9 protein-coding genes and 3 pseudogenes are annotated in these 20,633 nt (G+C 69.2%); 8 read left to right on the forward strand and 4 right to left on the reverse strand.

The annotated features are described in order from the left end of the window. Positions 1-155 precede the first annotated feature (155 nt). Positions 156-755: a hemerythrin domain-containing protein gene (locus tag ACYVMZ_RS20305; protein WP_461081593.1), complete on the forward strand. Its 600-nt coding sequence runs from the start codon at positions 156-158 to the stop codon at positions 753-755. Positions 756-881: 126 nt separating this feature from the next. Here ACYVMZ_RS20305 and ACYVMZ_RS20310 read toward each other — a convergent pair whose 3' ends face one another. Further along, positions 882-1,418: a hypothetical protein gene (locus ACYVMZ_RS20310; RefSeq protein WP_461081595.1), complete on the reverse strand. Its 537-nt coding sequence runs from the start codon at positions 1,416-1,418 to the stop codon at positions 882-884. A 377-nt stretch (positions 1,419-1,795) separates the two neighbouring features. Here ACYVMZ_RS20310 and ACYVMZ_RS20315 point away from each other — a divergent pair, with 377 nt between their 5' ends. The 4 genes from ACYVMZ_RS20315 to ACYVMZ_RS20330 all read left to right on the forward strand — a co-directional run bounded on the left by ACYVMZ_RS20315 (position 1,796) and on the right by ACYVMZ_RS20330 (position 7,288). After that, positions 1,796-2,026 carry a hypothetical protein gene (locus ACYVMZ_RS20315; protein ID WP_461081597.1) on the forward strand — a complete coding sequence of 77 codons (231 nt, stop codon included), beginning with the start codon at positions 1,796-1,798 and terminating at the stop codon, positions 2,024-2,026. A 138-nt stretch (positions 2,027-2,164) separates the two neighbouring features. Beyond that, positions 2,165-5,131 carry a SpoIIE family protein phosphatase gene (locus ACYVMZ_RS20320; RefSeq protein ID WP_461081599.1) on the forward strand — a complete coding sequence of 989 codons (2,967 nt, stop codon included), beginning with the start codon at positions 2,165-2,167 and terminating at the stop codon, positions 5,129-5,131. Positions 5,132-5,456: 325 nt separating this feature from the next. After that, a complete protein-coding gene (locus ACYVMZ_RS20325; protein ID WP_461081601.1) occupies positions 5,457-6,170 on the forward strand; it encodes a response regulator transcription factor in 714 nt (237 codons plus the stop codon). A gap of 5 nt (positions 6,171-6,175) precedes the next feature. Beyond that, on the forward strand, positions 6,176-7,288 hold the full coding sequence (locus ACYVMZ_RS20330) for a sensor histidine kinase (RefSeq protein ID WP_461081603.1): 1,113 nt from the start codon (positions 6,176-6,178) through the stop codon (positions 7,286-7,288). A 336-nt stretch (positions 7,289-7,624) separates the two neighbouring features. On the opposite strand, the pseudogene ACYVMZ_RS20335 reads toward ACYVMZ_RS20330, so the two are convergent. Then, positions 7,625-8,339 (reverse strand): annotated as a pseudogene (locus ACYVMZ_RS20335) (IS701 family transposase); the annotation flags it as partial. 96 nt (positions 8,340-8,435) lie between these two features. Then, positions 8,436-8,969, reverse strand: coding sequence for a hypothetical protein (locus ACYVMZ_RS20340; RefSeq protein ID WP_461081605.1), 534 nt, complete (start codon positions 8,967-8,969; stop codon positions 8,436-8,438). A 342-nt stretch (positions 8,970-9,311) separates the two neighbouring features. Here ACYVMZ_RS20340 and ACYVMZ_RS20345 point away from each other — a divergent pair, with 342 nt between their 5' ends. Together ACYVMZ_RS20345 and ACYVMZ_RS20350 are read left to right on the forward strand one after the other, a co-directional pair. Further along, a complete protein-coding gene (locus tag ACYVMZ_RS20345; protein ID WP_461081687.1) occupies positions 9,312-17,906 on the forward strand; it encodes a golvesin C-terminal-like domain-containing protein in 8,595 nt (2,864 codons plus the stop codon). Beyond that, complete coding sequence (locus ACYVMZ_RS20350; RefSeq protein WP_461081607.1) at positions 17,888-18,439, forward strand: SMI1/KNR4 family protein; 552 nt, start codon at positions 17,888-17,890, stop codon at positions 18,437-18,439. The genes ACYVMZ_RS20345 and ACYVMZ_RS20350 overlap by 19 nt, the downstream gene beginning before the upstream one ends. 258 nt (positions 18,440-18,697) lie before the next feature. Here ACYVMZ_RS20350 and ACYVMZ_RS20355 read toward each other — a convergent pair. Continuing rightward, positions 18,698-18,925, reverse strand: a pseudogene (locus tag ACYVMZ_RS20355) (septum formation family protein); the annotation flags it as partial. Positions 18,926-19,021: 96 nt separating this feature from the next. Here ACYVMZ_RS20355 and ACYVMZ_RS20360 point away from each other — a divergent pair. Next, a pseudogene (locus ACYVMZ_RS20360) lies at positions 19,022-20,456 on the forward strand (IS1380 family transposase). Positions 20,457-20,633 lie beyond the last annotated feature (177 nt).

Consider the following 20,633-nt stretch of genomic DNA (forward strand, 5'->3'; position numbering starts at 1 on the left):
CGCCCTGGTGTCCGGGAGCCGAAGCGGCGTCGGCCGGGGGACGACACAGCTGTCAGCGGCACATTCCGCGCCAGGCCAGGCATCAGCCGGGCCGCCCCGGAAACCCGTGGGTGAAGCAGGGGGGAATCACTCGGACGAGAGAACAGAGGGATCCCATGGCTGACGACCTCATCACCCTGGTCACCACCGACCATCGCGAGCTTGAGCGCCTGTTCGACATGATGAAAAAGGACAGGAGCTCCCGGCCGCTCGCGCTTCCGCTGGCCGTGGCCATGCTGGAGGCGCACAGCGAGGCCGAGGAGGACCGGGTGTACCCGGCCGTGGCCCGCGAGGCCGGCGAGAAGGCGGAGGCCGAGCACGCCGCCGAGGAGCACCACCAGGCCGAGAGCCTCGGCAAGCATCTGCTGGAGATGGACTGGGAGAGCAAGGAGTTCGACCGCGCTCTGGACGAGTGGGTCGGCGCCGTGCTGCACCATGTCGAGGAGGAGGAGAACGAGATCCTGCCCGCGCTGCGCGACGCCGTCGACTCCGACCGCCTGCGGGAGTTGGGCCTGCAGTTCGCGACCCGGCGGGCCCAGAAGCTGGCGGGCCAGCCCCTGAGCGCCGTCGGCGGCGGACACCGGCAGGGGGCCGGGGGCGAGACCCGGGCGGAACTGTACGAGAAGGCCCGGGAACTCGGCGTCGAGGGCAGGTCCTCGATGACCAAGGAGGAACTGGCCGAGCAGGTGAGCAAGGCTCAGGAACAGAAGGGCTGAGCCCGGTACTCCGGTACTCCCGTACCCCGCGCGGCCTGTGCGGTCAGGGCCGCAGGCCGCGCGGGCGCGACGCGCGCTCCCCGGCCGGGGCCCGGGGCAGGTCCTCTGGAAATCCGCCTCTCCGGGTCACGTCGTCCGGAAAACCGCCTCGATCTCCCGGCGGCGGAGCTCCTCCAGCGTGCTCTGCTGGCGGCGGGCCCGCTCGAGAAGGTCCTCCAGCAGGCGCGGGTCGAGGCGGTCGTCGCTGTCGGCGAGCCGGCGGAGCGTCTGCCACAGGGCGGCCTTGCCCTCGACGCCCAGCCGCAGCGCCTCCAGCTCCACCAGCGGACTCAGGGGAGAACGGCGTACCAGGCGGCCGTTGCTCTTCAGCCTCCCCACCCGCTCGGCCAGCCGGCCCGCGTAGACCTTGTACTGCCGCAGCGGGATGTCGAGGCGCTTCATGATGTGGATCAGGGTCGCCCGGTCCTCGGCGATCTCGGTGGCGATCGGTTCCATCGCCGCGGCCAGGTCGGAGCTGCGGTAGGACCGCACCATGTGGCGAGCCCGCTCGGTTCCGGCGGTGGCACCGGCCATGTGGTCGTTGAGGTAGATGCCCAGGAGGGCCGCAGGGGTCTCCCGGCTCTGCCCGGGACGACGGGTGTCGGACAGCGGTCGATGGTTCATCAGTTTCCTCCTCCGCCCGCCGGGTACCCCGCGCCCGCCTGCTCAGCCCTCGACGCCGGTGGCCGGGTGGGCCGCCCACCACGCCTCCCAGCAGCTCGGAGCGGCACTCGGCACCGCACTGCTCCACACCGTCGCAGCCACCACCACGGCGTCCACCTGGCCTCGGCACGTTCCGACGGGCCGGCCGCGGCGTCCGTCCACGGCTGCACGACCGCCCTGACCGTCGCCTTCGGCATCCTCGCCGCCGCCTGCGTCACCGCACCGCTGATCACGAGCCGGCCGTCCCGCTGGGAACCCAGTGCGCGGCACAACAGGCAGCGGTCCTGAGCGGGCGCGGACGGCTGGCGGGGCGGGCCGGGTCAGCGCATGGTGGTGGTATGGACCGACCTCCCCCCGTGGTCGTGTTTCCGCCGGAGCCGGGCGGTGGACGACGGGTGACGATCCGTGGCGAGACCGTGGGCACCGCCCACGGTCTGTTCGACGTGCTCGAGCTCCTGCACAGCGCCGGCCTGCCCGCCGTCGACACGGCCGTCGACGACCCCCAGCTGATCGAGTGGCGTGGCGGTGGGCCGTACGACTGGAACGACGGCTCGGGCGAGGAAGCCTGAGGGGCGGGGCCCTCGGCCCCCGAAAGGCCGATGTTGTGATGGGCATCACATGAGGACTAGGGTGAAATCGCCTGGAGGACCTCCCCGGACGGCGAGCCGAGCGGCGGCGCGCGACCGGGCCGCCTCCAGGTGAGGGAAGTGATCCCGGTGACCGTCGCCTGGGACGACATCGGCGGCCTGGTCGATGCCCACGAACGATTCCTGGCCGGCGCCCGCGTCGACGCGGACGTACGGGCCCCGGTGCTCGACTCCTGGAAGCGGTGCCGGTCCGTGGGACTCCAACCGCACCAGGTGCTGCTGCCCTACACCCCGGATCTGGCGCTGGACGACCGGTTCCTGCGTGCGGCCGACCCCGTTCTGAAGGGCCTGACCGCCTCGCTCACCGACGCCCGCATGACGATCGCGCTGTGCGACGGGCAGGGCCGCATGGTCCAGCGGCTCGGCGGTGACCGCGGGCTCAACGAACGCCTCGACGCCGTGCGGTTCGCTCCCGGTTTCGACGCCTCCGAACGGGTCGCCGGCACCAACGGCGTCGGCACCGCGCTGGCCGAGCGCAGCCCCGTCTACGTCGTCGGCCGCGAGCACTTCGCCGACGCCCTGCAGCCCTTCGCCTGCGCGGGCGCACCCGTGCGGGATCCCCTCAGCGGCCGTATCGAGGCGATCCTCGACCTCACCTGTCTGCGCGGCGACGGCGACCCGGCCATGGTCCGGCTGGTCCGCGAGGCCGCCCGGAACATCGAGGCCCGGATGCTGGAACAGGCCACCGAACGCGAACGGGCGCTCCTGACCGCGTACCGGCGGGCCGGCGGCGACACACGCGGCTGGCCGAGGCAGCCCGCCTCCCCGGCGCCCGGCGACGGCGGCACCCCCCTCGGCCGGATCGACCTGGCCGTGCTGCGGGAGAAGGCCGAGGAACTCATCGCCTCACCGCACCTCACCCTCGACGAGGTCGCCCTGCCCGGCGGCCGGGTCGCCACCCTGCTGCGCCGCCAGGTGAGGGGACCCGGAGGCGAACTGGGCGTGGCCGTCGAGGTCCGCATCATGGGCGGGCCGCGGCTGCGGCACATGGCGACGGCCCCGCCCGACGCGTCGGGCCCCCGGCTCGCGACGGCCGCCCCGGCCCCGGCGAACGCACCGGCCCGGTCCACCCCGGCCGCGTCCGCGACCGTGCACCCGGTGACCGAGCCCGCGGCCGTCACCGCACCGGCCGAACCCGTGCCTCCCCTCGCCATCCCCCTGGCGCCGTCGCCGCCCCCCGCGGCCCCGGCACCGGGCGGCGCACCCCCCGCCGCCCTCCGTACCGTCGTACCGACATCCGGCCCGGCCGGGCCGCAGCCGTCCCCGCACGACGCAGCGGTGGGGGACGACGGTGGCGGTGGTGCCGAGAGCCGGCTGCTGCTCGTCGGAGAGCCGGGCGTCGGGCGGCTGGCCGTCCTGGCCCGCAAGCGTCTGGAGCTGCTGCACGACGCCGGCGTCCGGATCGGCACCACCCTCGACGTCACCCGCACCGCCGAGGAACTCGCCGAGGTCACCGTCCCCCGGTTCGCCGACTTCACCGCCGTCGACCTGCCCGACACGGTGCTGCGCGGCGAGGAGCCGGGATCGCTCGGCGCCGAGACCCCGCTGCGCCGCGTCGCGCTCGGCGCCGTGCACGAGGAGTCCCATCTGTACGGGATCGGGGCGACGGTCGAGTACGTGCCGTCCACTCCGCAGGCCCGCAGCCTGGAGAGCAGGGAGTCGGTGCTCGAACCCGTGCTGTCCGAGGCCCGCGGCTGGATCGCGCAGGACCCGGCGCGGCTGGAGCGGGTCCTGGAGGCCGGGATCCACTCCCTGATCACGGTGCCGCTGCGGGCCCGCGGCACCACCCTCGGCGTGGTCAGCTTCTACCGCTGCGAGAAGCCCGCTCCCTTCGAGGACGACGACCTCTCGCTCGCCCAGGAGCTGGTCGGCCGTGCGGCGATCTCCATCGACAACGCCCGCCGCTACACCCGCGAGCACAACACCGCCCTCGCCCTGCAGCGCAGTCTGCTGCCGCGCGGCCGGCCCGAGCAGAGCGCCGTCGAGGTCGCCTACCGCTACCTGCCCGCGCAGGCCGGGGTCGGCGGCGACTGGTTCGACGTCATCCCGCTGTCCGGCTGCCGGGTGGCGCTGGTCGTCGGCGACGTCGTCGGCCACGGACTGCACGCCGCCGCCACCATGGGCCGGCTGCGCACCGCCGTGCACAACTTCTGCTCCCTGGACCTGCCGCCCGACGACCTGCTCACCCACCTCGACGACCTGGTCGGCCGGCTCGACCGGGGCGAGGGCTGGGCGGCGGAGAACACCCCCGACTCCGGCATCGTCGGAGCCACGTGTCTGTACGCCGTCTACGATCCGGTGTCCCGGCGCTGCACCCTCACCCGCGCCGGGCACCCCCTCCCGGCGGTCGTCTCGCCCGACTGCACGGTGGAGTTCGTCGACCTGCCCTCGGCGCCGCCGCTGGGGCTCGGTGGCATGCCGTTCGAGACGGTCGAGCTGGAACTGGCCGAGGGCAGCCGGCTCGTGCTGTACACCGACGGTCTGGTCGAGGACCGGCTACGGGACATCGACAGCGGCATGGAACAGCTGCGCTCCGTCCTGGAGTGTGCCGACGGCGCCCCGGAGGAGACCTGCGAGGCCGTCCTCGACGCGCTGCTCCCGGCCCACCCGAGCGACGACGTGGCCCTGCTCGTCGCCCGTACCCGCGCGCTGGGGCCGGACCAGGTCGCGCAGTGGGACCTGCCCAGCGACCCGGCGGTCGTCTCCCGCTCCCGCGCGGCCGTCACCGAACAGCTCGGCGCCTGGGGCTTGGAAGAACTGGCCTTCACCACCGAACTCGTCGCCAGCGAACTGGTCACCAACGCCATCCGGCACGCCACCGGCCCCGTGCAGCTGCGCCTGCTGCGCGACCGCACGCTGATCTGCGAGGTCTCCGACGGGAGCAGCACCTCCCCCCGGCTGCGCCGCGCCCGCACGGAGGACGAGGGCGGCCGCGGCCTGTTCCTCGTCGCCCAGCTCACCGACCGCTGGGGCACCCGCTACACCCCCGACGGCAAGGTCATCTGGACGGAGCAGCCGCTGCCGTGAACCACGGCCCACGGACAAGGCGGTGCCACGCGGACCATTGACTCGGGCACCGTATGTCCCGGCACTGGCGTGACTACGCAGTCATGCCTCAGCCGTCCTACTGCACGATGCAGGACGCCCTCGCCCTGCCCGACCGAACACCGACGGCCAGGACTGGACGACCAACGGCACCTGGGCGCTGTACCGCAGCGCCGACCGCGTGTACTCCTCCCGCCAGGAGCCGTTCACAGCACTCAGCAGGCATACCGGGCGGCTGCTCCTTACGGAACAAGGACGTCGGAGGCCGGAGGCCGCGCATCCGCGCGCGGAGTGCGACGCTGGCGGCATGGAGCAACAGCCGCAGCCGCCGTCCGGGGCCCGGGTCCTCGTCGTCGACGACGACCCCACCGTCGCCGAGATCGTCTCCGGGTACCTCGACCGGGCAGGATACGTCGTGGACCGGGCCGGCGACGGGCCCGACGCCCTCGCCCGGGCCGCCGCGCACTGGCCGGACCTCGTCGTCCTGGACCTGATGCTGCCCGGCATGGACGGGCTGGAGGTGTGCCGGCGGATGCGGGGCCACGGGCCCGTGCCGGTCATCATGCTCACCGCGCGCGGCGACGAGGACGACCGGATCCTCGGCCTGGAGGTCGGCGCCGACGACTACGTCACCAAGCCGTTCAGCCCCCGCGAACTCGTCCTGCGCGTCGAGTCCGTGCTGCGCCGCGCCCTGCCCGCCCAGCCCCGCGAGACCCTGCGGGCCGCCGGAATCTCGGTCGACCCGCAGGCCCGCCGCGCCGCCAAGCACGGCACCGAACTCGCCCTGACCATCCGGGAGTTCGACCTCCTCGCCTTCTTCCTGCGGCACCCGGGGCGCGCGTATGGCCGCGAGGAGCTGATGCGGGAGGTGTGGGGCTGGGACTTCGGCGACCTGTCGACCGTCACCGTCCACGTCCGGCGGCTGCGCGGCAAGGTCGAGGACGACCCGGCCCGCCCCCGCCTCATCCAGACGGTGTGGGGCGTCGGTTACCGCTTCGACCCGGGCGCCGGCGAGGAGTGACGGTCATGCGCGACACCCTCCTCATCGCCCTGTTCGCCTTCCTCGGCGCCGCCGCGGCCGGGCTGCTCGGCGCGCTCGTCCTGCTGCTGATCCGCCGCCGTTCCCTCGTCGCGTCCCTCACCGTGGTCGCCGCGGTCGCCGTCACCGCGATGCTCGCGGGCACCCTGGCCGTCGCCCAGGCGATGTTCCTGTCGGCCCACGACCTGACGGTCGTGACGACCGTCGTCGCCATGGCCGCCGTGGTCTCCCTGGCGACCGCCCTGATCCTGGGCCGCTGGGTCGTCGCCCGCAGCCGCGCCCTGACACTGGCCGCCCGCTCCTTCGGCGACGGCGGCTCCTTCGCCGCCCCCGACGGCCCGTCCACCGCCGAACTGGCCGCGCTCAGCCGCGAGTTGCAGACCACCAGTGCCAAACTCGCCGAGTCCCGGGACCGCGAGCGCGCCCTGGAGTCCTCCCGGCGCGAACTCGTCGCCTGGATCTCCCACGACCTGCGCACCCCCCTCGCCGGGCTGCGCGCGATGGCCGAGGCCCTGGAGGACGGCGTCGCCGCCGACCCCGGCCGCTATCTGAAGCAGATCCGCACCGAGGTCGAACGCCTCAACGACATGGTCGGCGACCTCTTCGAACTCTCCCGCATCCACGCGGGCACCCTCACGCTCTCCCTCTCCCGGATGTCCCTGTACGACCTGGTCGGCGACGCCCTCTCCGGCGCGGACCCGCTCGCCCGCGAGCACGGCGTGAAGCTCGCCGCCGACCGCGTCGAACCGGTGCCGGTGGAGGTCGACGGCAGGGAGATGAGCCGTGTGCTGGGCAACCTCCTGGTGAACGCGATCCGCCGCACGCCCGCAGACGGCACGGTCGCCGTGACCGCCGAACGCTCCCCCGAGGGCGTGGTCGTGTCGGTCACGGACGGCTGCGGCGGCATCGCCGAGGAGGACCTGCCCCGCGTCTTCGACACCGGCTGGCGCGGCAGCCACGCCCGCACCCCACCCGCCGGCGCGGGCCTCGGCCTCGCCATCGTCCGCGGCATCGTCGAGGCCCACCGCGGCCACGCCACCGTGCGCAACATCCCCGGCGGCTGCCGCTTCGAGGTGACACTGCCGGCGGCCGAGCGCTGAGTGCGGTGCGGGTCGTCGTCCGGTCCTGGGGCCGGGACGCACCCGGATCAGGCTATTACTCCAGCCGGACTTCTGTATTTGTCCTGGTCAACGGCCTGGAGGTGGGGAATGTAGGGGGGTTGGGCATGCGGGGGACGGCCTTGGGTCGACTGTCCCACCAACGTGTGCCCGCGCCGCATGTAAATGACAGCGTCGGGCACGTGCTTGGTGGCGGCGTCGCCATCGGGACCAGTTCACCGCGTGGTCGCGGTGTGCAGGATGGCGGCGGGGTTGAGCTGCCAGCAGACGACGGATTTCCGGCTGGTGTGAGGTCCGCGAGGTCGGGTGTGTCGGTCTCGACACCCCCTTTTCGCGTTCCTGCACAGCCATCACGGCGAGGAATGCGTGGGCGAGCATGGCGAGCGTGATGTGCCGGTACCAGCCCACGTAGCGGCGGACCTCGTACTGGCCCAGGCCGCATTCGTTCTTCGCGCTCTGAAAGCACTCCTCGATCTTCCAGCGGCATCCGGCGACTCGGACCAGGCCGGCGACGGTGGCGTCCAGCGGAGCGCAGGCGAGGTGGTAGGCAATCTCATCGGGCTTGCTGATGCTGCGGTGGGCCGGCATCCACCGCTGCCGGGTCGGCTCGTCGACGTCGGACTCGTCCACGGCGGGCAGACGGGCGGCGGCCCAGTCGTAGAGCCGTTGGCCTTCGGCTCCTGGCCCAGCCGACAGACGCTGCCATGCCTCCGGCGGGGCCTGGGCGATGAGATGGTCAATGCGCAGGCCGTTCACCTGCTGCGACTTGGGGACGGTAACAACGTAGGAGAGCTCGGTGTCTTCCAGGAAGCGCCGGAAGTGCGAGTCCTGTCCGTAGGCGAATCCGCGGTCACCCAGGCGATGGGGAGCGGGGACGCCAGAGCGCGCAGGATCATGTCGCGAGCCGGCTCGCCCTTGTGGCGAAGGCGCGCTCGTGGAAGATGCGTGCTGCTTGGCAGCGTTCCCGGTCCTCCAGCCAGGACTTGGGCAGGTAGAGCTCGGCGCGCGGTTCGGCCCTGGCCGGCTGGGCCGCTGGTGTTCCGGCGGACGCGGCAGGGACTCGTTGCCTTCCCCTGTCCGCTCTCGCACGCCTGGTGCGACGTGCCGGCCGTTGCTTGACGGCGGGATGTCAGCCTTCGGTCGCGGCGGTCCGGGCCAGTGTGCCGGAGCATGTGGCGCGGCCGAACGTGCCGGTGGCGGTGGCGCTTTGGACGTGCGTGCCGCGGATGGCCAGGGCGCAGCGGGCCTGTCCACCCTTCTCGCCGAGGACGATGTTGACGATCGGGTCCTTGCCGAGCGGGACGTGGACGGTCTTGCGCCACGGCAGGGTGGCCGCTTTGACGACGACGGCCTGGCCGGTTTCGCTGCGGGCCTGGTAGGTGATGTCGGCGGTGCCCTGGCCGGTTACTTCGTAGGTGACCGCGGCGGTGGGGATGCGGTGCTCCGGCCTGTCGTCAGCGCCGGTGTCGAGCACGCCGTACAGGACGAGCCCGCCGCAGGCGGCCAGCGCGCCGCCGGCGATCAACAAGCCGGCCCGGTCCGCGCGCCAACGGCGGGAGGACTCGCGGGCCGGAGTCTCGGTGTGCTCCGACAGCGCGCCTTCCCCGGCGCCGACCGAGGCCAGGTCGTCCGGATCGCCGCCCGGTTCCGGATCGGCCTGCATTTCCGATTCCCTCGGGTCCGGGCGGGGTGCATCGGATTCCCGGATATCGCCGGCCATGAACTGTCTCCCTCGTAATCAGAGTACTCGGAATTGATCCGGGCGGTTATATCGGATGCCGCGAACGGATGGCAAGCGAACGGAGATAACGGACATCCACCGCCCAGTTTCACCCCAACTGGCTTGGATGTCCGGGCGCTTGACAACGTGTCACCGGAATGAATAGAAACCCGGCGCCGCTGTCTGTGACCTTTCATCCATGCAGGTGGAGACGGTTCCCGGCGGCGTGTTTGGTCCGTGACATTCGAGGAAAGGTTTGGCGTGAGACCCAGACTGGGCAGGCTTATGGCGTGCCTGGTGGTATCCGCGGTGACAAGTACCGCGCTGCCCCAGGTCGCCTATGCGGCGCCGGCTGATGATGACGGCAAGGGAATTGTCGATACCGTCAAAGGCTGGTTTTCGGACGATGACGAGGGAAGTGAAAATCCTCCGTCGTATGACGAACTGGAGATAGCCGACCGGCAGAAGCTGCCGAAGGGCAAGGTCGCTCCGCGGGCGAAGCGGGTCAAGGAGCTGACCGGCCGGCGCACGGCGCACGCGCGGTTCTGGCAGCTGTCGGACGGCCGGATCGAGGCGGAGCTGTCGGCGGTGCCGACGTCGTACCGCTCCGGCACGGGCAAGAAGGCGGCCTGGAAGGCGATCAGTACCGCCGTCCGTGACACGGAGGCGAAGGGCTTCGAGTTCGCCAACACCACCAACAACGGGCGTAGCTGGTTCGGTGGGGACGCCGACCGGCTGGTGCGGTTCGCCTCGCCGAGCGGCCGTTCGGTCACTCTCGGTCTGGACGGTGTGGACAAGGACCTGAAGCCCAGGGCCAAGGGTTCCACCGTCACCTACCGGGACGTGGTGCACGGCGCGGATCTGGAGTACTTGGTCGGCCCGGGGCAGGTGAAGGAGAACATCATCCTCACCGAACGTCCCGCCGGGCCGGTGAGGTTCACCTTCACGCTGGACACCGACGGGCTGACCCCTAAGGCGCGCAAGGACGGCTCGATCGCGCTGTACGGCGAGTTGCCGCACACGCCGGAGCTGGTGATCCCGGCGCCGTACATGACGGATGCGAAGAAGGCGAATCGTTCCGTCTTCGGCCAGACCTACAGTACCAAGGTCACCCAGAAGCTCACCAAGGACGGCGACTCCTGGAAGCTGACGGTCACACCGGACGCGAAGTGGCTGGGGGCGAAGGGGCGGCAGTATCCGGTCGTCATCGACCCTACGATCACGATCGCGCCGAGCCCTTCACAGTCTCAGGATGTCATGGTCCTGTCGGACCAGGCGTCGGTCAACTTCAACACCAGCTGGAAGCTGTCGGCGGGTAAGACCGACACGGGCACGGCCCGGTCGCTGATCAAGTTCCCGCTGAGCGAGATCCCGTCGGGTACACAGATCGACTCGGCGCGTCTGGAGATGTACTTCGACCAGGCGCACACCACCAACGCCAATGACGTCACCATCGGCGCCTACCGGGCGACCGGGTCGTGGAGTGAGTCGACGGCGACCTGGTCCAACACCAGTTCGCTGGTGGGCGAGTTGTCCGGGACCAGCGTGCAGGTGGACGATGGGGATGCGGGAACGACGGCGGCGGTCGGCTCGTGGAAGCCGGGGTCGCAGACGTACGGGATCGACGGCGACTACCTGTACAACAAGGACTCGATCACCACTGACACCTACACCTGGCAGCCGAAGATCCCGGAGACGGCTTCCTACCGGGTGGACGCCCACTATGTGACGGCCTCGGACCGGTCCACGGCCGCCCCGTACACGGTGACCGGGCAGGACGGAACCGCCACCTACACCGTGAACCAGACGGCCGGTTCGGGCGGGGTGTGGGCCTCCCTCAACGGTGGCGCGCAGATCGACTTCGCCAAGGGCACGGCCGGCAAGGTCGTTCTCGGGGACACCGACAGCGCGACCGCGGTGATCGCGGACGCGGTGCGCTGGGTGAACCCGGCGACGATCGTGAAGAACACCGGCGAGTACAACCAGTGGCACAAGTTCCCGGTCACGGACACCGTGCAGAAGTGGCTGGACGGCACGGCCACCAACAACGGCTTCGTGCTGAAGGCCACCAACGAGTCGTCGACGGCTCCGACCGGCGGCCCGCGTTACGAGGCGGGTGACGGCAGCGACTACGGCGGCGAGACGTCCACGATCCCCCGGCTGACGGTGACCTACGGCAAGGTCGGCACGACGCTGAACTCGCCGACGGTCGTGCACTCCACCGGCCCGGAGCTGTCGTGGAAGGCGTACTCCAACACCACCGGTGACTCGGGTCTGGATATCGTGGAGTACCAGCTGCACCGCTCCACGCAGCAGGCGTTCACGCCGTCCGCGGCGACCCTGATCGCGCCGATCGACAAGTCGGCCACGACGTACACGGACACCACCGCGACTCCGACCCCGAACTCCTACAGTGGGGAGATCGGGCGGTCGTACTACTACCAGCTCGCGGTCAAGACCGCGGACGGCCAGCTGCTCGGCTCACCCACCCGCATCGTGGGCGTGCCCAAGACCGGCCGCACCATGCGGCTGATCCAGGGCACCTCCGGCGTCACTGACACGACGCTGTCCTCGGCCCAGCCGACCACGAACCATGACACCATCCAGTCCTGGGGCGTGGGCCAGAAGTGGCTGAGCGTGGGTAACAACTCCTCCACCTACGGCAAGACCCGCGCGGTGATGAAGTTCACCACGTCCAACATCCCGACCACGGCCACCGTGACCGAGTCGCGGCTGTTCATGTGGGGCGCGGAGACCACCACCGACACCGACGGCGCGATCTACGAACTGCGCGGCCTGAACCGGGACTTCGCCGAGACGTCGGCCACCTGGAACAACGCCACGTCCACCACGGCGTGGACCACGGCGGGCGGTGACCACTCCGGCACCGTCTCCGACACCGTCGCGCAGGTGTCGGAGGTGGGCCGCCACGACTGGAACGCCACCTCGCTCACCCAGGGCTGGATCAAGACCCCCACCTCCAACAAGGGCGCGATGGTCAGGCTGAAGGACGAGTCGTCCACCGGCCCGCAGGAGCGCACCCTGTTCCTGGCCTCGGAGGCCTCCGACTACCAGCTCGGCCCGCTGCTGCGCGTCATCTACGTCGACTCCACCACCGACGACACCTACTACGCGCCGCAGACCCCGGCCCGCATGACCCCCAACTCCACCTACACGGTGGACTTCACGGTCACCAACACCACCAGCACCGCGTGGGCCGCAGGTGAGCGGCAGCTGTCCTACACCTGGAAGCTCCCGGACGGCACGGACGTCACCAACGGCGGCAACCAGGCCGCCACGGCCATCCCGGCCCTCAACCCCGGCCAGTCAGCCGTGCTCCAGGCGCAGGTCAAAACACCGATCAACTCCGACAGCGGCAACAAGCGCACCGAGTACGTACTCGGCTGGGACGTGCGCAAGGTCTCCGACGGCACCTGGCTGTCCGCCGGCACCTCAGGCATCCCGCCGCTGAAGCAGAACGTGGCCGTCGAGGACCCCACCTCCAACACCCTGGGCCTGGAGAAGTTCTACTCCTACACCGGCAAGAACACCGGCGCCGGCTCCACGGTGATGAACAACCTCGCCTTCGGCAACACCGTCTGGTCCTACAACGCGTTCACCAACCCCGGCCGCGGCCTGACCACGTTCGCCCGGTTCGCCTACAACTCGCTCGACACCTCCGACACCGTCTCCGGTCCGGGCTGGTCGGCACAGCTCGCCGGTCCCATCCGGCTCGGCGGGCACCTGGACTTCCACCCCAACCCCAACGCCAACGCCACCGAAATCCGCCTCCCCGACGGCGACGGCACCACACACACCTTCCGTAAACAGGCCGACGGCACCTGGAAGGCCCCTGCCGGCGTCCACTACCGCATCACCATGAAGGCGGGCCTGGACTGCACCCCCAACAAGGACCCGGTCCCAGACGCCTGGACAATGCTGCGCCCGGACGGCACCCGCTTCCTCTTCGGCTGCGACGGCTACCTGACCTCGGTGGTCGACAAGAACGGCAACACGCAGACCTACACGTACGAGGAGCGCAAGTCCAACCACAGGCCGACGAAGTTCCTGAAGTACATCACCGACCCGGCCGGCCGCAAGTCACTGCGCATCGGCTACTACCTCAAGGGCGACGCGACCTACTCGTACGTCAATGACAGCGGCGCCCTCGTCTCAGGCACCAACCTCAACAACTCCAAGATCTACGACCACGTGGCGTCCATCACGGACATCTCCGGACGCCGGATCTCCTTCTACTACACCGACACGGGCCTGCTGGGCCGCATGGTCGACGGCAACGGCTCAAGCCAGCCGAAGGTCTTCAAGTTCACCTACGACGCCACCCAGGGCAACAAGAACGTCAAGCTGGTGACCGCCACCGACCCGCGCGGCAACAGCACCCGACTGGCCTACAACCAGCCGCCGGCGGACGACCCGAAGTACCACTGGCGGACCAAGACCATCACCGACCGCCTCGGCTACGACACCGGCTTCGCCTACGCGACGAACACCACGAACACCAAGTTCACCGACACCACCGTCACCGACGCCGAGAACCACGCCACGAAGTACGTCACCGACGACTTCGGCCGCCCCGTCCAGACGACCAACGCCAAGTCCCAGACCAGCAAGATGAGCTGGGACGCCGACAACAACGTCACCTACCTCGAGGAGGCCAACGGCGCCAAGACCGCGTACTGCTACGACCAGAAGACCGGCTACCCGCTCTGGCAGCGCGACGCGGAGAACAACAAGACGGGCGTGCCCGACCAGACCACCGCCTGCGTGACGGACACGACCAAGTGGCCGGCCAACGCGGCCAAGTACGAGTACCAGACCCGCGCCGACGGCTATTCGGCCGACCTGTTCCGCAAGACCTCTCCGGAGGGGCGGGCCTGGCAGTTCGGCTATGACACCTTCGGCAACCTGAAGACGGTCACCGACCCCAAGGGCGTCGCGACCACCACGGTTGCCGGTGACTACACGACGAAGTACGACTACGACTCCTACGGGCAGCTGACCAAGGCGATCGACGCCAACGGCAACCCGACGACGTACAGCGGCTTCGGGCCGATCGGTTACCCTACGACGATCACGGACGCGCTGCAGCATTCGACGAAGTACGAGTACGACGAGCGCGGCCAGGTCACCAAGGTCACCGACGCCAAGGAGAAGGTGACCACGCAGACCTATGACACGTTCGGGCGTCCGCTGGTCAGCAGCGTGCCGAAGGACCAGGCGGCCGGTGCTCTGATCACCACGCCGGCACCGGAGTACGACGCCAACGACAACGTCACCAGATCGACCGCGCCGAACGGGGCGGTGTCGACCGCGCTCTACGACGAAGCGGACCAGATGATCTCGGCCAGTGCGCCGAAGGACACCACCACCTCGAACGAGCGAAGGACTGCCTACACCTACGACAAGGTCGGCAACCTCAAGACGACCACCGAGCCCAAGGGCACGCTGACCACGTCCGACACGACCGACTACGTCACGACGAACTACTTCGACGAGATCTATCAGCTCACCTCCGTGGTCAACGCGAAGGGTGACAAGGTCTCGTACGAGTACGACAACGTCGGCAACCTCACCAAGGTCATCGACCCGAAGAAGAACGCCACGGCCGATACGACGGACTACACGACCAGGACCGACTACGACCTGAACCACCGGGTCACCGTCACCACGGACGCCGCCGGCAAGAGCACCAAGCGGGGCTACGACAAGGACGGCCTCGTCACGTCGACCACGGACGCGGAGAACAACACCACGTTCATCACTTACGACGAGCGGGGCAAGCAGACCGAGGTCAAAGTTCCGCACGACGGCACCACGTCGATCACGTACCGCACGACCAAGTACGAGTACGACCAGGTCGGCAACACCACCAAGGTGATCACTCCGCGGGGTACGGCGACGGCCACGTCGGACGACTTCACCGCCCGCACCGAGTACGACGAGCTGAACCGGCCCAAGCGGCAGTACCAGCCCTACGATCCGAACGGCACCCGCTACAACAAGGCGAACGTCTACACCGAGACCACGTACGACGCGGTGGGCCGGGTGGCCAAGACCTCGCTGCCGCCGTCCGAAGGGCAGACGGTTCGCAACGACACCACCTACGAGTATTTCGACAACGGCTGGACCAGATCGGCCACGGACCCGTGGGACATCGTCACCACCTACGACTACAACGAACTGGGCAAGCAGACGGCCCGCACCCTGACCTCGGCCGGCGGCTCCGCCAACCGCACGATGGCCTGGTCGTACTACCCCGACGGCAAGCTGAAGTCCCGCTCGGACGACGGTGTCCCGGTCGGCATGTCGGTCGTCCTGGTGGACAACTCGGACACCCAGAACACGTCATACACCGGCACCTGGTCGAAGGGGGACATCACCGGCCAGCAGGGCTACGACCATCGAACGCACGCGGCCGGAACGGGCACCGATGCCTTCACCTGGACGCTCAACATCCCCAAGGACGGCACGTACACCGCGTACGTGAAGTACCCGAAGGTGACCGGCGCGGCGACCACCGCCAAGTACACCCTCAGCCACGGCACGACGACTGAGCCGGCGGTGACGAAGGACCAGAACGCGAACACCGGCACCTGGGTCGCGCTCGGCAGCTACAGCCTCAAACGAGGCGAAAATACCAAGCTGAGACTGGATCAGAACAGCGGGGGCGTCACCGTCGCGGACGCCGTCAAGCTGGTCCGTGACAACTCCGCGGAGACCGACAGCGAGAAGAAGACCTTCACGTACACCTACGACGTCAACGGCAACCTGACCTCGATCGACGACACCTCGTCGGGCGCGAAGATCGACGCCTACACGGTCACGTACACCGGCCTCAACCAGGTCCAGAAGGTGACCGAGGCGCTGGCCGGCCAGGAGAAGAAGTCCACGTCGTACACCTACGACGTGAACGGCCAGCCGGAGACGGTCACGCACCCCGACCAGTTCTCCAAGTACACGTACGACCTGCGTGAACTGGTGAAGACCGTCTCGGTCGGCAAGACCGCGACGGACACCGACCCCAAGGTTACGTCGTACACCTACACCGACCGCGGCCAGAAGCTGAAGGAGACCAAGGCCAACGGCAACACGGTCGACTACACGTACTACCTGGACGCGGTGCTCAAGTCCACCACGGAGAAGAAGGCCAACGGCACCCTCGTCTCCTCGCACACCTACGCCTACGACGCCAACGGCAACAAGGCGCAGGACGTGGCGAAGAAGATGAACGCCGACAACCACGCGGCATACCTGGAGTCGACGACGGCCTACACCTACGACCCGGCCGACCGGCTGGCGAAGTCGGTGAAGTCCGGCAACGGCGCCGGCACCGAGACCTACGTCCACGACGACAACGCCAACGTCATCAGCCAGACGGTCGAGGGCGTCACGACCACGTACGTCTACGACCGCAACCGTCTGCTGTCCGCGGCGGCGTCGGGCGCCACGGCGAACTACAACTACGATCCCTTCGGCCGCCAGGAGTCCGTCACCTCGGGCGGCAAGGTCATCGAGCGCAGCGTGTACGACGGCTTCGACCATGTCGTGGAGTCCCAGAAGATGGACGACACGGGCGCGATGAAGTCGACGACCTACACCTTCGACCCGCTGGACCGCACAGCGTCCAAGACGGCTGACGGCAAGACGACGGACTTCTCCTACCTGGGGCTCTCCGAGGAGATCCTGGGCGAGAAGGTCGCCGGCGCTCTGACCAAGTCGTACCAGTACAGCCCCTGGGGCGAGCGTCTGTCCCAGATCAGGCACAACGGCGACGGCACGACCGAGGACGGCTACTACGGCTACAACGGTCACACCGACGTCGAGACGGTCACCGACGCCAACGGCGACACGAAGGCGACATACGGCTACACCGCGTACGGCTCCGACGACGAGTCCGAGTTCACCGGCATCGACAAGCCCGACGCCACGGACCCCACGAAGGAGGACTACAACCCCTACCGGTTCAACGCCAAGCGGTGGGACGCCCGGTCCGGCACCTATGACATGGGTTTCCGTGACTACGATCCCGGCCTCAACCGGTTCCTCACCCGGGACATGTACACCGGTGCCCTCAATGACATGGGCCTCGGCACCGACCCGTTCACCGCGAACCGGTATGCATTCGCGGGCGGCAATCCCACCTCGTTCATCGAAATCGACGGGCACTTCTCCTGGGACGACGTGTTCAGCACCGCGAAGAAGGTTCTGCGCGGTGGTGTCCGCGTGGGCGCCAAGCGGAATCCCGTCGGCAGCGTCATCGAGATCGGAAGCTGGATCTTCGGCTACGAGAATCCGATCGACAAGGGGCTCGACAAACTGCTGGGCCCGGAGGTGGAGGAGCACTGGGGGAACGTCCCGACCAACCTCGTCAACAAGGTCCGGTGCGAGGAAGAACCGAAGGAGACGAGGTTCCAGTACATGGCGCTCGACGATCTGGGGCGGGCACAGGGGGCGGACGCGCTGATCTGCCCGAGCGATCTCAAGGCGGTCGGCGCACCCCGGGACGACACCGGCGCGGTGGACGTGTACGGATTCCCCGACGCCGAAGCGAACCTGGGGCCCGACGGAAAGTGGATCTACAATCGCACGCACATCGTCGGTGACAAATTCGGCGGCGACTGGGTGGAGGAGAACCTCTTCACCGGTTTCGCCCGGATGAACACCAGTGGGATGAAGCGCTGCGAAAACAAGATCGTGAAGCAGCTCAAAGCCGGCAACTGGGTCCAGTACCGGGCTCGGCTGGACAATCCGGTGGGTGAGGGTGTAGCCAGGAGCATCCAGATGACGGCCTACACGAAGAACGGTCTGCTGTTCAGCGCGACCGTCGGCAACAACTCGAAGTGGCAGACAACATGCTGACTCCCCAAGACCTCGAGAGATCCCTGCCTGGGCTTCTCCAGTGGAAGGCACCGGAAGGCCGGAGCATCGACTGGTCTGTGATCCGTGCCGAACTGGGCACGGACCTCCCGTCCGACTACCGGTCGCTCGCCGAGTCGTACCCGACGCTGGTGATCGACGACTTCCTCGCGATCTCGATTCCGGCCCCCGGCGCCGAGTCGGATTTCGTCGTCGGTGTGCATTCCGGGGCCGAAATCCTCCGCGATCTCTGGGAGGTGGACGAAAGCCACGGCTATGCCCCTTACCCGGAGCCGGAAGGACTGCTGGAGTGGGGGTCCTCTCCGTCCGGCGATCAGTTCTACTGGCGGACGAAGGGGAGCGGTCCGGACTCCTGGACCGTCGTGGTGAGTGGCCGCAACGACGACTGGTGGGAATTTCCCGGTGGGATTGTCGAATTCCTGGTCGCTGTCGTGAGCAGGACCATCCCCCTGCCCGGCCTGCCGGCCGCGTTTCCCAGCCCCACGCCCAGCGTGAAGGGAATCGGACCCCGATAGGGTGCGGGATGAGGAAGTGAAGCGCGCGGCCGCACTGTTGAACCCAGTGCGGCCGCGCCGCGTTTCCGGCAGCGCAAGCTGATCGACGGCGCGGGGGAGGAGTCGCGCAAGTGCGGACCAGATTTTCGCCACGTTCCTGCGACGCCGACTGCGGGGCGACAACTCACTGTTCTGACGGGCCGCTCGGCGAGGTGCCCGTTCCACATGCGATGCGGGGCCGCGTCGGCCAAGGACACGGCCCCGTCGGTTCGCGGTGTGTCAGCCCGCCCAGACCTCGGCCTCGTCGGCCGGGACGGTGGTGGCCAGGCCCAGTTCCTTGCGGGTGGCGATCGTCTTGTTCGGGTCCAGGCCGGTGAAGGCCGGGTCGTAGGCGATGTAGAACGCGTCGGCGTCGGCGGCGTTCGCGGCCTTCTTCCAGTTCGCGGCCGTCTTCGTCAGCTGGTGGCGGAGCTTGCCGACCTCCGCGCCCTCGATGTCCTTCAGGCCGCTAGCCTGCGCGTTTCGCTCGCGGCGGTGTCCGAGTCTTGATCGGAAAAGCGAAAGTGCCTTCTGAGCTGGGAAGATGAGGCTTGTCGAAGGTCTCTGTCATCACAGCGGGAAGGCACTTTCTGCGTGCACCCTACCCGGTCGCGTCCCAAGCTCGTCGTGTCGGCTGACGGTCACGGGGTGGTCAGCCATGCCGGATCCCGCCTGCTGGCTGATCTCGCCGATGTCACTGGCCTGACCAGCGCCTTCACGGACGCTCTGCGTCGGCTGCGCTCACGTGGCACCGGGCACGATCCCGGCCGGATCGCGGTCGATCTCGCGGTCATGCTCGCCGACGGCGGCGAGGCAATAGCGGACCTGGCCCTGCTGCGCGACCAGGCCGCGGTGTTCGGCCCCGTCGCCTCCATCCCGACCGCCTGGCGCCTGCTGGCCGGCATCGACTCGGCTGCACTCGCCCGCCTGCGCTCGGCCAGGGCCACCGCCCGGGAGGTCGCCTGGCTGCAGGCCGCCGAGACCAGGGCAGGGATACCCGCAGCCCGAGCGGGCGGACGCGACCTGCCCGGTCTTGTCCTGGACCTCGACGCCACCCTGATTACCTGCCACTCCGACATAGAGCAGGCGGCGGCGACCTACAAGCGCGGCTTCGGCTACCACCCGCTGCTGTGCTTCCTGGACAACACCGGCGAAGCCCTGGCCCAAGTCCTCAGGCCCGGCAACGCCGATGCCAACACCGCCGCCCACCACATCACCGTCCTCGACCAGGCGCTTGCCCAGATCCCCGACGCCCACCGCCACGGCACAGTGGGGCCTCATCCGCGCGGACAGCGCCGGAGGAGCGAAAGCATTCCTGGAGCACATGCGGGCCATGCGTTCGCGCGAAATCCTCACCTACTTCTCCGTCGGATACGCCGTCACCGAGCCGGTCCGCCAAGCGATCCGAGCCCTGCCCGAGCAGGTCTGGCATCTTGCTCTCGAACAGGACGGCGCCCTGCGCCAGGGCGCCGAAGTCGCCGAGTTGACCGGCATGATTGACCTGGCCGGTTACCCGGACGGCACGCGGGTCATCGTGCGGCGAGAGCGTCCGCACCCGGGTGCCCAGCTCTCCCTGTTCGACCTGGACGAAGGCATGCGCCACCAGGTCTTTCTCACCGACGCCTCCTACGGCGAGGGCTCCTTGCAGCACCTGGAGGTCCGCCATCGCGCACACGCCCGCGTCGAGGACCGCATCCGCAGCGGCAAGACCACCGGCCTCGGCCGCTTCCCCTCCCGCCACTTCCCCATCAACGCCGCCTGGCGGGAGCTGGCCCTGACCGGCGCCGACCTGCTCGCCTGGACTCAAACACTGCTGCTGGGAAGCGAGTTGGCCACAGCCGAGCCGAAGAAGCTCCGATACCGGCTGCTGCACGCAGCCGCTCGCATCACCCGGGGCGGTCGCCGCCTGCATCTGCGCATCTCCGCAACATGGCCCTGGCGAAACGAGCTGACCAGCGCATTCGTACGCCTCCCAGCCCTGCCCCGACCAGCCACCTGAAGCATGACAGCGCCCCTGCCCGCCCACGACCCGAGGAACCCTGGAGCACCCGACCCGCGCGTCGGGCCACGGCCATGCCCGCCGACGAAAAGCGACCGAACCACCACTGCACACCAGCTCAGACCGGCTCAACCACTCGAAGCGAAACAGGGAGGCTAGTACACCAACGCCGCCGCC

The sequence above is a fragment of the Streptomyces deserti genome (assembly GCF_054782695.1).

Coding starts and splice junctions, on each gene's coding strand:
- ACYVMZ_RS20315 (WP_461081597.1), top strand. CDS start 1,796: ATGGACCGACCTCCCCCCGTGGTCGTGTTTCCGCCGGAGCCGGGCGGT.
- ACYVMZ_RS20310 (WP_461081595.1), bottom strand. CDS start 1,418: ATGAACCATCGACCGCTGTCCGACACCCGTCGTCCCGGGCAGAGCCGG.
- ACYVMZ_RS20340 (WP_461081605.1), bottom strand. CDS start 8,969: ATGCAGGCCGATCCGGAACCGGGCGGCGATCCGGACGACCTGGCCTCG.
- ACYVMZ_RS20305 (WP_461081593.1), top strand. CDS start 156: ATGGCTGACGACCTCATCACCCTGGTCACCACCGACCATCGCGAGCTT.
- ACYVMZ_RS20330 (WP_461081603.1), top strand. CDS start 6,176: ATGCGCGACACCCTCCTCATCGCCCTGTTCGCCTTCCTCGGCGCCGCC.
- ACYVMZ_RS20345 (WP_461081687.1), top strand. CDS start 9,312: ATGGCGTGCCTGGTGGTATCCGCGGTGACAAGTACCGCGCTGCCCCAG.
- ACYVMZ_RS20325 (WP_461081601.1), top strand. CDS start 5,457: ATGGAGCAACAGCCGCAGCCGCCGTCCGGGGCCCGGGTCCTCGTCGTC.